The organism is Candidatus Aegiribacteria sp. (assembly GCA_021108005.1).
Classification (GTDB): domain Bacteria; phylum Fermentibacterota; class Fermentibacteria; order Fermentibacterales; family JCC-6; genus Aegiribacteria.
Genome location: JAIORS010000108.1, coordinates 1 through 15,174 on the forward strand (window position 1 = coordinate 1; position 15,174 = coordinate 15,174).

Annotated in this window: 9 protein-coding genes and 1 tRNA gene; 6 read left to right on the forward strand and 4 right to left on the reverse strand. The window is 48.9% G+C overall.

Translation table 11 applies throughout. The features are described from left to right. Nucleotides 1-277 precede the first annotated feature (277 nt). The 6 genes from K8S15_06325 (at nucleotide 278) to K8S15_06350 (ending at nucleotide 10,558) form a co-directional block, all read left to right on the forward strand. On the forward strand, nucleotides 278-2,329 hold the full coding sequence (locus K8S15_06325) for a T9SS type A sorting domain-containing protein (protein ID MCD4775655.1): 2,052 nt from the start codon (nucleotides 278-280) through the stop codon (nucleotides 2,327-2,329). A 441-nt stretch (nucleotides 2,330-2,770) separates the two neighbouring features. Continuing rightward, complete coding sequence (locus K8S15_06330) at nucleotides 2,771-4,351, forward strand: hypothetical protein (protein MCD4775656.1); 1,581 nt, start codon at nucleotides 2,771-2,773, stop codon at nucleotides 4,349-4,351. A gap of 174 nt (nucleotides 4,352-4,525) precedes the next feature. Beyond that, nucleotides 4,526-6,007 carry a glycosyltransferase gene (locus K8S15_06335; GenBank protein ID MCD4775657.1) on the forward strand — a complete coding sequence of 494 codons (1,482 nt, stop codon included), beginning with the start codon at nucleotides 4,526-4,528 and terminating at the stop codon, nucleotides 6,005-6,007. A 68-nt stretch (nucleotides 6,008-6,075) separates the two neighbouring features. Further along, a complete protein-coding gene (locus K8S15_06340; GenBank protein ID MCD4775658.1) occupies nucleotides 6,076-8,004 on the forward strand; it encodes an FG-GAP-like repeat-containing protein in 1,929 nt (642 codons plus the stop codon). A gap of 467 nt (nucleotides 8,005-8,471) precedes the next feature. Continuing rightward, entirely contained in the window at nucleotides 8,472-9,611 is a 1,140-nt protein-coding gene (locus tag K8S15_06345) for a 6-bladed beta-propeller (protein MCD4775659.1), read from the forward strand. Between the two features lie 422 nt (nucleotides 9,612-10,033). Then, nucleotides 10,034-10,558: a hypothetical protein gene (locus K8S15_06350; GenBank protein ID MCD4775660.1), complete on the forward strand. Its 525-nt coding sequence runs from the start codon at nucleotides 10,034-10,036 to the stop codon at nucleotides 10,556-10,558. A gap of 590 nt (nucleotides 10,559-11,148) precedes the next feature. Here K8S15_06350 and K8S15_06355 read toward each other — a convergent pair. The 4 genes from K8S15_06355 to K8S15_06370 form a co-directional block, all read right to left on the reverse strand. Beyond that, the gene (locus K8S15_06355) at nucleotides 11,149-11,934 is read right to left on the reverse strand and encodes a hypothetical protein (GenBank protein ID MCD4775661.1); all 786 of its coding nucleotides are present in this window, start codon (nucleotides 11,932-11,934) and stop codon (nucleotides 11,149-11,151) included. Further along, entirely contained in the window at nucleotides 11,925-12,914 is a 990-nt protein-coding gene (locus K8S15_06360; protein ID MCD4775662.1) for a hypothetical protein, read from the reverse strand. Before K8S15_06360 ends, K8S15_06355 begins: the two co-directional genes overlap by 10 nt. Before the next feature lie 358 nt (nucleotides 12,915-13,272). Then, nucleotides 13,273-13,349 (reverse strand) — tRNA-Met (locus tag K8S15_06365). Between the two features lie 131 nt (nucleotides 13,350-13,480). Beyond that, a complete protein-coding gene (locus K8S15_06370) occupies nucleotides 13,481-15,160 on the reverse strand; it encodes an FAD-binding protein (GenBank protein ID MCD4775663.1) in 1,680 nt (559 codons plus the stop codon). Nucleotides 15,161-15,174: the final 14 nt, after the last annotated feature.

The following is a 15,174-nucleotide window of genomic DNA, read 5'->3' on the forward strand; positions in this document are numbered from 1 at the left end:
CTAATATCACTCCGTATGAAACTTCGCATGATAAATGCCGAAGCCGAATGTAAGTATACCACGGTGGTGGTGAGTTTTCAAAGAGATCGAATTCTCTCACCCACAGATCTATATTCGAGAACGATCCAGCCTGAGATGACCCATTTTCCGCCCCTCTTTCCATTGCGAACTGCAACGCATTAAAGATTGTCCGCTTTCGAAAGGTAATGCATAATAGATTGATAAATGAACAAATGACAGACTACTTAATCAATCCTTTCCGGAAGAACGGAGCATAATGAGACGAAGTATGTCAACTCAAGGCCTGCTGTATTTGTGCGTTCTGTTCCTTTTCTCGGGTATCGTACACGCGCAATGCGACGGAGTCATCTATACATGGGGGCGCAATAATTATGGCCAGTGCAATGTCCCCCTACCGAACTGCGGCTTTATGGACATCGCTGGCGGAGACAATCACTGCCTGGGTCTCAAGTCTGACGGAACTGTCATTGCTTGGGGAGACAACGCTTATGGCCAGTGCGATGTTCCCGCACCGAACTCAGATTTTATCGCAATCGCCACTGGTGCGTATCACAGTCTGGGTCTCAAGTCCGACGGAACCGTAGTTGCATGGGGGCGCAACAGCTATGGCCAGTGCAATGTTCCCTCACCGAACTCGGACTTCATAGCGATTGCCGCAGGCAGGATTCACAGTCTGGGTCTCAGGTCCGACGGTACAATAATTGGCTGGGGGGATAACTATACAGGTCAGTGTGATGTGCCCGCACCGAACTCAAACTTCGTGGCGCTCGCCGGGGGCAGGTATCACAGTGTTGGTCTCAAATCTGACGGAACGATCGCGACCTGGGGAAGCAACTCTTTCGGTCAGTGTATCATTCCCGCACCGAACTCCGACTTCACAGCAATCACAGCGGGTTCGTATCACTGTCTAGGTCTTAAGTCCGACGGGACCGTCGTTGCCTGGGGATGGAATGACGATGGTCAGTGCAACATTCCCGCACCGAACTCCGATTTCACATCAATCGCTGCGGGCGCATTTCACAATCTTGGTCTTAAGTCCGACGGAACGATCGCAACCTGGGGAAAGAACTCTGACGGCCAGTGCAATGTTCCCGCACCGAACTCCGACTTCACATCAATCGCTGCGGGTGCACATCACAGTTTGGGCCTCAAGGGTGAGTGGACCATTGTGGCACAGGGGCTGAACGACAGTGGCCAATGCAGTGTTCCGACACCGAATATTGATTTTACTGCAGTAGCCGGAGGCTCATTTCACAGCCTGGGTCTTTTTTCCGAAGGCATTATTGCGGCCTGGGGACTTAACAACGACGGCCAGTGCGATATCCCTGTTCCGAACTCCTGTTTTATCGTTATAGCCGGGGGCGATTATCACAGCCTTGGTCTTAAGTCTGACGGAACCGTCGTTGCCTGGGGTAATAACAGTAGCGGTCAGTGCAGCGTCCCGGCACCGAACTCAAACTATGTAACAGTCGCTGGAGGTGTGGAATACAGCTTTGGTCTCAAATCCGACGGGACTGTCGTGACCTGGGGGAATAACTCCTTCGGTCAATGTACCGTTCCAGCACCGAATTCAGACTTCATAGCAATCACGGCGGGTTCGTGTCACTGTCTTGGTCTCAAGTCCGACGGAACCATTGTTGCCTGGGGGCGGAATGATGCTGGCCAGTGCAGCATTCCCGCACCGAACTCAAACTTCATGTCGGTCGCCGGGGGTGCGGAACACAGCCTTGGTCTCAAGTCTGACGGAACTGTTGTTGCCTGGGGAGACAACGCCTATAGCCAGTGCAATGTTCCCGCACCGAACTCCGATTTTATCGCAATCGCCACTGGTGCGTATCACAGCCTTGGTCTCAAGTCCGATGGAACTGTCGTTGCCTGGGGAGATGATACCCATGGTCAATGTAATATCCCTTCGCCGAACTCCGATTTCATGGTGATTGCTGCTGGCATGTCTCACAGTCTTGGCTTGAAACGTTCATATTCAACAGAAGTTGAAGAAACAGAATCCTTCGAAATCCCCGGTACCGAAATGCTGACCATACTCTCTCTTTCGCCCAACCCCTTCACACAGTCTACAGGGATTTCTTTCGAGACACGGGCATCGGGTCAAGTAACTATGGAAATCTATGATCTGAGCGGAAGAAGCATAAGGACAATTCCTCTTGGACATATTGGAGGCGGTCTGCATCAGACCTGCTGGTACGGATGTGATGAGACCGGAAACAATGTAACCTCCGGGATATACTTAGTTCGTCTGTATGGTACCGGGGGAGAATCACAAACGGCAAAGTCTGTTCTTATCCGCTGAGCATCAGGTTGATGGACACGTACATTGGGGTCAAATCTTTACTCTTGACATTTTGCTTGTATCATTATGGCATCCGAAAAGGAATGTTTTTATTGTTACACCCGATGTCTTCAATCTGGGATCAGAATAGTGTCAAGAGTAAAGATTTGACCCCTTTTTTTTCTTGTTGACGTGGAGTGATTTTTGGTAGTATGGTCAGTTTCAGGAAGGAATCGGAGGTTTTCTGGGAGAAATACTCTGTTTCGGGAATATTCACGGAACGGTTTGAAAATAGGATTCCTATCTCGAATTGCTTTGCTTTTCTATCGACTGGCTTAACTTACTGGTTAAATTTTGACAGAACTGACAACTATCGGTATTTTCGTTTCCGGCATGAATCAGGGAAGCCACCTGCGCTACAGGGAAAGGGGTTGAAATTCTTTGTTCACGGGGAATGAAAATATGCCAAACGGCTCAGCTTCGAGATTCTCATTTGTAGCTATCATTCTCATTTCACTGTTTCTGCTTCTCCTGCCTTATGGAAAGATATTTCTGTCTCATCAGCAGAGGATCATCGGCGATCCTATGCCCGATGCGTCTGTTAAGAACGATTCAGACGTTTATGACCATGTATGGCATTTCTGGTGGGTGTCGAATGCGCTTGAAAGTGGAATTGATCCCCGATACTGCGATCTGATATATCCTCCTACCGGAATTTCCCTTGTTTACCACCATATCGGATGGTTTGATACTTACCTTTTTGCTGCCACAGGAATAAGCGGCTATGATCCGGTGCTCTCATTCAATCTCTCAATTCTTCTGAGTACTCTACTCATAGGGCTGTTCGGCTGGCTGCTCGCCAGATCATGGGGTGCTGACATATACGGTGCTCTCTTTTCAGCTCTTGCGCTGGCCTGGCTTCCTTCAAGAACGGCTCACCTTATACAGCACTATCAGATCGCCAACTGCTGGGCATTAATCGCCGCACTATGGCTTTGCATAGAGTACCTTAAGAAGAAGAAACGGAGATATTTCCTCGGATTTGCGGCAGCTTTGCTGGCAGCAGCGTTTCAGAGTCCATTTCAGGCAATATTCGTTGCCACAGGAGTAATCACGACGGCATTCATCATTCGCGCGGACTGGAGAAGAACCGCTATGCTTCTTCTTCTTGTGATAACGGTGATAGCTCTTTATGGAACCTTTGTATTGACCGCACCCGGGGATGCCGGATCTCCAGTAATGCACTGGAGAGAAGCAATTTACTGGTCAGCTGAACCTCAGTCCTTTATTCTTCCATCCCCATTCGGCCTTCTGGGAGAAGTAATCGGACTTAAACAGAGAGCATCATGGATGCCAAATACATATGAAGGTGTAGTGACACCAGGTCTTGTGTTGCTTGCAGCCTTCACTGTCATCGTCTGGAAGAAGAAACGCTGGAGGTTCGCTGCTGTCGTGCTGGGGCTGTTCCTCCTGAGTCTTGGACCAGAGCTTCGCGTATTCGGTAGACCGCTGGGAATTCCGCTGCCGTTTCGACTGCTTCAGAGCGTCCCTGTTCTTAACGGAATACGAGCCCCTTCGCGCTTTGCCATTCTTGGCGGTGTTCTGACCGCTGTAGGAGCGGGAATGGCTGTTTCAATGATGAAAGAGAAAGTGAGAACTCTGTTCATGTTTCTTCTTCTTTTTGAAATGACTGTGATGACACTTCCCTTTTTATCATCGAAGATACCTGAAGTCATCTGCGAAATATCCCCTGAGCATGTAGTTCTTGAAGTCCCATGTGACAGAAATGTACGACGGTATGCTCTCTTCCAGACAACATCAGGATATGTGCGTCAATACGCTTGTCTTGCACGATTCCCGAATTTTCTGGAGGATATGCCGGAGTTCCCGAAAATGCTGGGGTATTCTGATCTGATTGTTTACCATAGATGGCTTTTTGAGGGGTCTGACAGAGCATTTTATGACAGTGTTTATACTCAGTATTTCCCAGGATTCACTGAGGACGATTCCGTCTGGATATTCCACAGAGAAGGTATGGAATAGAAGATCTGATGCCCTGTAGAAAGCCGCGGTTGAAGAAGGAATAAAAGGCATGGACACAGCTTCTCCGTTAAATAAGATTCGTCCCAGGATTAACAGATTCACTAGAACAGGATCAGGTTCTATGAAACATTGCGATAATGCTGCAATTATGGATATAGGTCAGGAAAAGAGAGTATGATCAATAGCATCGATGTCTCGGTAATCATTCCGGCTTACAATGAGGAAAACCGTATAGGGACATTTCTTGATAAACTTGTTACATACTGCGGAAACAGCGTGCTTATTTATGAAGTGATCGTTGTGGATGACTGTTCAACAGATGACACTATCGGGATTATAGCTCAATATGAAGATCAGTTCGAGCATTTTCATCTGCTTCGATCAAAGAGGAACAGCGGTAAGGGTTACAGCGTAAAAAGAGGACTGTTCAAAGCACAGGGAGATATCTGCCTGTTCATGGATGCAGACGGATCTGTAGAACCGGATGAGATTGAGAAGAACCTGGAATATATCCGGAACAATGGTTACGACATCTTCATCGGCTCAAGAGTGTTACGTAATTCAGATCAGGTTCTGGTCACGCGCTGGTACAGGGAATTCATGGGGAAGGTTTTCAATTTCTTTGTGCGGCTGTTCCTGTTCAGGGATATCTGCGATACCCAGTGCGGATTCAAGATATTCAGGCGTGAAGTGATCCGGCCTGTATTTTCAAGAGTACATATTGATGGATTCGGCTTTGATCTTGAACTGCTTTACCTTGCCCAAAGGATGGGATACAGAATTAAGGAGTGTCCCGTTTCCTGGCACCATGTTGACGGAGCAAAGGTCAGGTTATTGTGGGATTCCATTGGAATGCTCTTCAATATCCTTCAGGTCAGAAGCAGACACCGGACTTCTTTCCTTAAGGCAGCCGGCTGCCTTAAGTCCGATGAATACAGGTATATGTATGAGGTGGAGAACTCTCACTGGTGGTTTGTCAGCAGACGCAATCTGATGATCGAGTTGATAATACCTTTCAATATGAAGACCCCGGAAATACTGGATGTGGGCTGCGGCACAGGCGGGAATATGAAAGCACTGAATAAGATCGGTCATGCCTGCGGTACTGACTTATCGGACCGGGCGGTGGAATTCTGCCGGATTAATGGGCTTGACAATGTCATTGAATGTGGAATTGAGGAAGTCCCTCTGAAGAATCGATCCTTTGACATCGTTGTTTGTCTGGATGTGCTGGAGCATCTGGACAATCCTTCAGCTGGTTTAGCCGAACTCAGGAGAGTTCTGAAGGATGACGGCAGGATCATTGTAACGGTACCTGCGTTCAGCAGCCTGTGGAGTCAGCATGACGTCGCTCTTGGACACTTGCGAAGATACAGAAGAAGAACGCTGAAAAGGTTAGTGGAGGATTCCGGTTTTGAAGTGCTGAAAATGAGTCACTTATATTTTCTGTCTTTCTTTTTTGTCGCTCCTTTCCGTTTATTTCGCAGATTCTTTATTGAAGGCAGCAAGGTGAAGAGTGATACAACATCACTCCCCCCGAGACTTCTAAACTCACTGCTGCTGCGTATTTTCACAGCAGAAGCACACTTCTCATCAAAATTCGGACTACCGTTCGGAACAACGATCTATGCAGTGATCAGAAAGCATGAGGACTAGCATTCTGTAGATTGCGGGTGTTTCTGGTCGTATGGTCAGTTTCAGGAAGGAATCGGAGGTTTATCGGGATGAATGGACCACTTCGCGAGCAGGTCATGGGATTGCTGAAAATCCAGAATCCGATCAGTAGATATGTAGCCCAAATGACGATACCGAATCACTCAGTGGGAATGGCACTTCCAGGATGGTCAATACCGGTTCTATTGAGCTTTTTCCTGGTGAACGCGGAGCTTGCTGCACAGGACTTCACCAGAATCACCACTGGTCCAATCGTCAACGACGACCGCTATTCCGAGGGATCCTCCTGGGGGGATATCAACAACGACACCTACCTGGATCTCTTCATTCCCCATGCTTTCGACGACCGATCCAATCTGCTCTTCATCAATAATGGTGACGGCACCTTCGATCAGGTTACGGGGGGACCGGTCGTCACCGACATCAGCACCTCCTCCGGGTGCAGCTTCGGCGACTTCGACAACGACGGCCATCTGGATCTCTTCGTCCCGAACTGGAATGGAATCAGCAGCCGTCTGTACATGAATCAGGGAGGTGGCGTTTTCATCAAAATTACCTCAGGGCAGATCGTCAATGACGGTGGCTGGTCATTCAATTCGAGCATAGTCGACTACGATAACGATGGCAATCTGGATATATACGTCGACAACGGCGCCTTCACTACCTTCGTTGAAGACAATTTTCTATACCGCGGTAATGGTGACGGCACGTTCACGAAGATAACGACCGGAGACATAGTCAACGATAATGAGCATTGCCTGAGCTCCAGCTGGTGCGACTATGACAACGATGGCGATCAGGATTTATTCACTGCCAACAGCGATCCCTTCAACGGAATCCCGATCGACAATTTCCTGTACCGTAACAATGGTGATGGAACCTTTACCAAACTCACTGAGGGAGTGGTCGTGAACGACAACAGCATCTCCATCGGAGGCAGCTGGGGAGACTACGACAATGACGGGGACTTCGACCTCTTCGTCGCCAACTGGTACGGAGAAGATAATCATCTCTACCAGAACCTTGATGATGGCACTTTCGCTCTTATAACGAACGGAGAAATCGTCAACGACGGAGGCAGTTCAGTCAGCGGCGCCTGGGGCGATTTCGACAACGACGGAGACCTGGATATGTACGTCACCAATGACTGGAATGAGAATAACTTCCTCTACCGAAACGACGGCAACGGTACATTCACACGGATACTGGAGGGCGATATCGTAAATGATGAGGGCCGGTCGAACGGGGCCACCTGGGTTGATTATGACAACGACGGCTGGATCGATGTGTACGTCCCTAATGGCCAGAACCCCGATCAGAGCAACTTCCTTTACCGAAACAACGGCATATCTGAAAACCACTGGATAAATATCCGCTGTGCCGGGAACCCCTCCAATGCTTCGGCAATCGGCACCAAGGTGAGAGCCCGAGCGGTTCTGGGCGCGCAGGTTGTATGGCAGGTGCGGGAGGTCAGCGGCCATCAGGGATTCAACGCCCAGGGGAGCTTCAACGTTGAGTTCGGCCTCGGGGATGCGACCGTGGTTGATTCACTGGTATTCCAGTGGCCTTCGGGAGCTGTCGAAGCCTATACCGATGTTGACATGAATCTGTTCTATATTGCAAGTGAAGGTACAGGACTCAGCATCGTTCAAACCTCTATCGAAGAGGATCCGGGTACCCACCAGCCGCTTGAGCTATTACTGAGACAGAACCACCCCAATCCCTTCGGTTCTTCAACGACGATTCCATTCAGCATTCTTGGGGAAACGGGTGCGAGAGGCCATGTGCGCCTTATCATTCACGACATCAGCGGCAGGCGAGTGCGAATCCTCGAGGATGCAACCCTCGGACCCGGAAGCCACCGGGCCGTTTGGGATGGGAAGAATGACAGAGGCATGCGGGCTCCATCTGGAATCTATATCTACTCCCTCATGAGTTGCGACCAGGTCTACTGCGGAAGGATGATCTTACTCGACTAAGAGGGTCGGGATCGTCTCCGACTGGTGAGCAACAGGAAAGAAATGTCAAGAGTAAAGATTTGACCCCTTTTTTCCCCCTTTTTTTGGTAGCGGGGACCGAGCTTCGTTTGAACCACATTCTATTATGGATCAGGGGATTCACAGTGTCAGAATCCTCCGAACAGACTCTTGATGTAGCCAAAGATTCGAGCCTTCAGGCCGGCCGGGCTTGAAATCATCATGAAGGGTGCCTGCAGGGGGATGGAGCCCCATTCGTACGGCTCTGGATCGATAAGCAGGGAATACCGGACATTTTCTGGTCGCAGAGGGATGCTATGAAATCATTCTTGAATTTATACTCTATCAGTAATTACCTGTTCAGCACCTTAAAGGTTACAGTACAATGTTATATGTCATTATAGAAACAGTTGATTTGTTGATTCGTTCCAGTTTTACTATTTTCGTATCAGAAAAGTAAGGAGGCTGTCATGAAACTTGTTCTAATTCTGATTTCCATTCTCTTTATCCTGTCTTCTATTGAAGGATGCGGTGAGCAATCTGAACAGGAAGCGGCTCCTGAACAGATTCCGGAAGAGATGAGTATCGATACGGTAGCTCTTTCAGTCACCGATACCATTGGAGTGTTTTACGGAGATACAACGCTGGAGTTCGGAAGCCTGAACCGCGTACGGATCGATGAACATGGAAACATCTTTGCCCTGGACGGAAGGAAATCAACTCTGAAAGTATTCTCATTCGAAGGAGATTTTCAGGAAACCATTGGAAGATTCGGATCCGGTCCGGGTGAGTTTCAGTATCCCACAGGTTTTGTTTTTCTTCGCGGCGGTGGGCTGCTTGTTAGCGATTTCGGCGGAAATGCTCTGGTCTTCTTCGATACAACCTGTGCTTTCGATCATCAGATACCTGGATTCTTTCCTGTTGCACCGGTTGAACCGGTCACAGGGCCGGGCAAAACTTTCATAGCAGGTTCTATGGATTTTCAGCAGAATGAAGACGGTTACTCGGGAACAAGCTTCCTCGGCAGATATACGGGAGAGGACATGGATCCAGAACTGATATACCGCAGTTATCCCCTCTCTATCACATTGAGTGTTACGAACGGGGAGCAGAACGTTAATGTCGATAATGTAGACTGTGTGTGGGAATCAGACCTGAATGGTGCGGTATACTTCGCTGTAAGAAGTGACAGCACCTATTGCGTGGAGCGATTCGATCCGGATGCAAACCCGTCCATCATTGTGGAACGTGAATGGGAGCGTATTCCCAAGACCGAGGAGGAATTGGCGGAGGGTGTACTGAACGAAGGGCTGAGCCGGCACGATGACGGTTCGACAACCGTTCGTCGTTATGAAGCTGAGGATCTGGATCTCTACCATCTGGCTATCGAGACTCTGAGCACCGATCAGGATGGAAATGTCTGGGTAGGTCAGGGTTACACGAGCATACCAACATTCGAGGTTTATAATGAGGCTGGTGTACTTCTGAGAGTGGTGACCATACCTGAACTTGAGGGAATCAGAGGTCTTCGATTCTGCTTTTTGAATGGAATGCTTGCATACGATTACGCTCCTGTGGACTACCCAAAGATTTATCTTCTGGATTTCTAGCTCCCCAGGTGATCTGTTCGAGAGCTCTCCGATCAGGGCTTGCACTACAGGAACATCGTCTTGTCACGCGACGTAGTCCGTGTAACGTTCGCGGACTATAAATTAAGGATCAGAGCTTTTTGTGCCTGATATTGGAAAGTGCACACATCGACGGGGTGAACAGAAAATTGCCGTAGGCTGTTACGCCTACGGCAATATTTTGGTAGCCCGGACCAGGCTTCGTTTGAACCACATTTTAATGTGGATCAAGGGATTCAAGGGTTTCGAAAAGCAGTGAGAAACCATCAGAGAGGAGATGGAAGTTATTGGTGGTTTTGGACTTGATCGGTCTATTATCCTTAATGAACTACGGGTATTGCGGGTTGTCGGACACATGTCGATTTCGTAATGTTAGCTGTGACAAGCATGTGAGGAGGAACAGTATGAAAGCTGAGGTGACGGGATTCATTCTTATTTCAGTTCTGACTTTACTGTTATGGGGAATCTCTGATGCGGTGGACACTCCTGAGGCCATCTCATACTTACCTACAGAGAATCTGGAGCAGTTCATTGTTGACAGACTGGACCTCACGACGTTCCGGAATTCCATTGGACCAGCAAGGAGCCCAGGCATGCGTCATTTCTCGGACATGGGGCTGAGTCCGACTGAGATTTCCGAGGGCAGTATCGTCTTCGAGACGGAAAACTGGTACTACTGCATCGAAGTGCTCGAACGGGAGGATGTGAACAGTGACGGCATCGAAGACCTGTTAATTCGTTTCACGGATGATTCCATCGAAGGAACCTACTTGACGGAGTACGTTTACCTCCTGGTCTGTCTTTCAGAGGAATCCGACCTAATCGCCGTCGCATACGGTCCATCAGGATATATCGCCGAAAGAGATCCGGTAATGAGCGAAGGCCTCGTTGTACCATGGAGCGAACAGATTAGGACCGGGATACGGTAGAGCAGGTTCATGGCAGGTTGACCTGCCACGCTTATTCAGACCATTCCCTTTGTTAGTTTCAGGAATGATTCACCTGTGCATATTGCAGGGGTGCATACCCTTGAGTCAAGATAAGCATTCGTTTCAGTCACCGGCGTACTATTTTCTAACGGTCTGGTGTATGATTCCGAAGAAGGGTTATTGAACCAACCAATGTCAAAGGCGCTCAACATATTAAACTGCTGAACGCCTCTGAACTTGATTTGGTAGCGGGGACGGTATGTGCACCCGATTGGTACACAATTCCAACAGTATCTGTTCACTGGATTTACATGGGTGTTAAGCAGGGAGCCAAAAAGCTAGAACGACTTGGCATCATAGTCTGAATCAACCAAATCATTGTGTTCTTAAATAGCGTCATTTGTGTCATAAGCGGCATAGAAAATTCGGTTAATCCAGCTAAAGAGGACAGGGGACATTCGGCTGTGGAGTAGATGCGAATATATATATTTTTTGTTCACGTGGGATGATTTAGTGCAGTGAGCTCAGTTTCAGGAAGGAATTGGAGGTTTAGTAGGACGAAGACGGTACCGACGAAGGCGACCGCCGTTTCATACCGCAAGTAGGAAGTAAGTACGGATGGCATCAGACAAGGCTTGGGGGTCGAATCTTCCGCCCAGCATGTTCTTCATCGCTTGCAAAACCGCTTGCCACTCTTGCGATTCGACAGGGAAGTGGTCAAGGAATTCTATCACATCTAAAGAAATTGATGCGGGCAATCGTTCTCCGGGAGTAGAAGGTAGAGTTGAAGCCAGGGAGAACACATCATTACGGTGCTTCCTTATCTTCCTGTTGTCTACGGACTCACCACGTTCACGCCTTGCCGATAAATCCAGCCATGCCCGCGCTTTCAGGGGTATGAGTGCCGCGACGTCCGCCATCCAGATTCCGTTTGCAGTACGATGATGACCGAGTAGAAACTCGTAGTATTCTCTATCAAGGAGAATCGCAGACAAGCTATCGGCACTATCAATATATACAGGAACGATTCTCTGGTTTTTGCGCAAGAGCAGCGAATCATCGCTACGACTGAAAATCTCCAGCATATCTGGATAGGCCTGATTAACAGGCTTGGAAAACCTATACAGGATTGGTGGTCCGTTTTCGATTCGGTTTTGGTTCCGGTACTCACCTTCCTCGATAAACTCAAACAATCTGCTGATGAACGGTTCAGTCAATGCCTCAAGAATCAAGACAATATCGAGATCCTCGGTTGCGCGGAAACGCAGACCCTGGGTACTGAACCAATCGTCACAGGCTGCTCCGCCGATCAGCAGAAAGGAACCCTCGTAGTCACTGAAGAATTCCTGAAAGATGTCTAATCCCTTTACCGCCACTGCAACTCCTTCATCATCGTTGCCAGTTCACCTTGGACGCGTTCGTCATGGTCATAACGAAGACTGAGATAGAGCGACAGTGGATCAACCAGGGGGCCATCGGAGAGCAAAGAGGGATCGTATGACCAGCATTCAATACGGGCCTGTGCACCATGCTGGTCAGGCCAGACTCGTATTTGATTCCGCTCCAGCATATCCGTAAATACTTGCCGTTTGAGTGCGAAGGTTAACATTTCATCATCAGCAATCAGGCTCCGTTGGCTCAGAGCGGTCATTCCTGCATACTTTACTCCGGCAAGAGGTTGATCCCATTGCACCCAGTGTTTCTTACACACCGGGGATGCTAAGCTGGGTAGCACCTTTTCCCAGAGAGTCTTCGTGTCAGCGGGGAACAGTATTCGAGCTTCCTTTCCAACACGTTTCACGTCGCAGATATCTCTTGATTCAAGCTCTTTTCTTGCTTTTGTAATCATCATACTGGAGCAGCCGAGCTTCGCGGCGATCTGCTTGGAAGACAAATCGTGCAGTTGTCCGATGAGAATCTGATAGAGAACCAATAGCTGCGCTGTAGGGGTAAGTCGCTTTGTAGAAGGCTCGCCGTATGGTGAATAGCGTTCCTTCAGGTTGATGAAAGCCATTGGTAGAAATACCTGAGTGCCTGGGACAATAAAGGGTACATTAAGGAGAATCAATCGATTCCGTAGTGTGGATGTAGTGGCGCCCAGAACAAGTACGACAGGCCCCTTCGCATTATCGGCAAGGATGCGTAGCTGCTGCCGATACTCCTTAGGCGTACCCTTATTCCAGTCGTCCGCTTCGATGGCAAGAAGCCAGGATTTGTCGAACAGCACTGCTCTCCACAGACTGTACCTCTTCCGCAAAAACAAGGGTAAGTTTATTGATTCGACCTTCTCCAGGCGTACCGGGCCTTCAAGGAAATCAGCCAAGTACTTTTCTGTTCTTTTCGTAAGCGTATTCATAACATCACTAAACTACTACTGTTCACTAAACTCGTCAAGTATATTGATCACGGTCGGTTTATCGTATGCACCGCAACACGCCAAGAGTAAGCATGTCTGCAACTTGGCGTGTTGTGGCATGTCGCAAAGGCATTTCCAGCGGTCAGACCAATTGCTCACCTGCGGTCTGCAACTCTTATCGTCCAACATGCTCTCGCTGCGAAGACAAGTGTTCGCTGTCCTTCTGAAGAATGAAGTGCCCGAAGTGCAGTGTGGAGATGGAGGTTATCTCCTTGTACAGAATGGTTTTTCTGGAAAAACGATACCTTCATAAGAAGGAAACACCCGCCTCGATTGAGACGGGTGTTCACTTCAATTTTGGTAGCGGGGACAGGATTTGAACCTGCGACCTTTGGGTTATGAGCCCAACGAGCTACCAGACTGCTCCACCCCGCGTCTGCAGGGCGCATTATAGGAAAGATGAGCTGGCTGTCAAGGGGTAATGCACCTGAAGATGTCTGTCCGAACCCAACAATCCCGCATCTACTGGCACTGGCAGCTTAACAGGAAGTGACTCTTTCCCCTGATTACGACAGTGTTCCGAAGTAATCCTTCGTGAGTTGTTTTTCTCTGACCTCAGGGTTGCTGTAATCCGGGAGTATCATGGGTGCTATTCTATTGCCCTCTATTCCCGCATCCTCGACTTCTTCGTTGTAGCGTTTGACGTGATCAAGGTTCACTTCGCCAATTTCACCATGATCCTTTATGTATTCGGCCGCGCAGGTGCCCGCTATTCTGCCGAATACGATAACATCCAGAAGGGAGTTGCCCATGAGCCTGTTTTCACCATGGATACCTCCGGCTACTTCGCCAGCAGCGTAAAGACCGGGCACATTGGTTTCGCAGCTGCAGTTTATATCAAGACCGCCATTCTGGTAGTGAAGTGTCGGGTGAATAAGCATGGGTTCTTTTGAAATATCGATTCCGAACCTTCTGAAAAGAATATGCTTGCCGGGAAATTCCTTCCTTACAGTGCCTTCTCCTTTAAGCATGTCGATCATGGGGGAATCAAGCCATACTCCGAATTTGCCCGTGGGTGTGGGAACTCCGTTGCCCCTTCCACCGGGGCTGCATTCACGGATAATGCAGGCTGCTTCCACATCCCTTGGTTCACGTTCGTAGACGAATTGTTCACCTTTGATGTTAAGGACATTCGCTCCCGCGCCACGGAATTTCTCGGTTATAAGTATACCCTCGGCCTGTTCCGGGAAAACAACACCTGTAGGATGATATTGAACCGTATGAAGGAAGGAGATTGGTACACCCGCTCTGTAAGCCATTACGATGCCGTCTGCAGTTGCGCCGTAATGGTTGGTGGTCATGAATTTTTGTATGTGAAGCCTTCCACTGCCTCCTGTGGTGATGATGACAGCCTTTGCTTTTACGAAATGGTACTCGGCTGTTTCAAGATTGTAGAGAACAGCTCCAGCACAGCGTCCATGTTCATCAAGTGCTATTTCCACCGCAGGACAGAATTCTATTACATCGATCATGTCCGTGTGATTCCTGCATTCATCACGGATGGTCTTCATTATCTCAGCGCCGGTGATGTCGGCGGCGTAGTGCATCCTTTTGCGGCATGTTCCTCCACCGTGCATCGTCTTCATTTTGCCGTCCTCGAATTTGGAGAACGACGTGCCCAAACCCTCAAGCCATCTTAATGCATCAGGCGCATTCTGAACCATGGTGTATACAAGCTTCGGATCGTTTACGAAGTGTCCGCCTCCCAGAATATCCAGGTAGTGGTAGTAAGGGGAATCCTTCCCGATCTTATCGGCCGCCTGTATGCCACCCTCGGCCATCATTGTGTTCGCGTCTCCGTGGCGGAGTTTTGTCGCTATCAGAACTTTTGCGCCGTTTTCTGCCGCTAGAATGGCAGCCGCGGTTCCGGCTCCACCTGCGCCGATAACAAGAACATCCGTTTCGTAATCGGGTTCGGAAAGGTTGACCATATCTGGATTTACTCTGCTTTTAGCTTCAAGGATGTCCACCATTTCATTACTGATGGCGTAACCCTTGCTGGGGCCGACTTTGATCTCCCGTCGTGTTCCTTCGATGAAATCCGGGTGGAAGTTCTCAAGGATCGGACCACGCTCATCAAGTTTCAATGCAGGAAATTCCTCATCCTTCTTTTTCCGTTCCACCCTGGCCGCACGGGTGACTTCAACCTTCTCAATGAGTTTTTTCAGCGATTCAGGATACGGCATTGCTGACCTCCAGT

What these genes read in the sequence shown, in the direction of transcription:
- K8S15_06325 (MCD4775655.1), top strand. Translation starts at nt 278, where the DNA reads ATGAGACGAAGTATGTCAACTCAAGGCCTGCTGTATTTGTGCGTTCTG.
- K8S15_06330 (MCD4775656.1), top strand. Translation starts at nt 2,771, where the DNA reads ATGCCAAACGGCTCAGCTTCGAGATTCTCATTTGTAGCTATCATTCTC.
- K8S15_06335 (MCD4775657.1), top strand. Translation starts at nt 4,526, where the DNA reads ATGATCAATAGCATCGATGTCTCGGTAATCATTCCGGCTTACAATGAG.
- K8S15_06340 (MCD4775658.1), top strand. Translation starts at nt 6,076, where the DNA reads ATGAATGGACCACTTCGCGAGCAGGTCATGGGATTGCTGAAAATCCAG.
- K8S15_06345 (MCD4775659.1), top strand. Translation starts at nt 8,472, where the DNA reads ATGAAACTTGTTCTAATTCTGATTTCCATTCTCTTTATCCTGTCTTCT.
- K8S15_06350 (MCD4775660.1), top strand. Translation starts at nt 10,034, where the DNA reads ATGAAAGCTGAGGTGACGGGATTCATTCTTATTTCAGTTCTGACTTTA.
- K8S15_06360 (MCD4775662.1), bottom strand. Translation starts at nt 12,914, where the DNA reads ATGAATACGCTTACGAAAAGAACAGAAAAGTACTTGGCTGATTTCCTT.
- K8S15_06370 (MCD4775663.1), bottom strand. Translation starts at nt 15,160, where the DNA reads ATGCCGTATCCTGAATCGCTGAAAAAACTCATTGAGAAGGTTGAAGTC.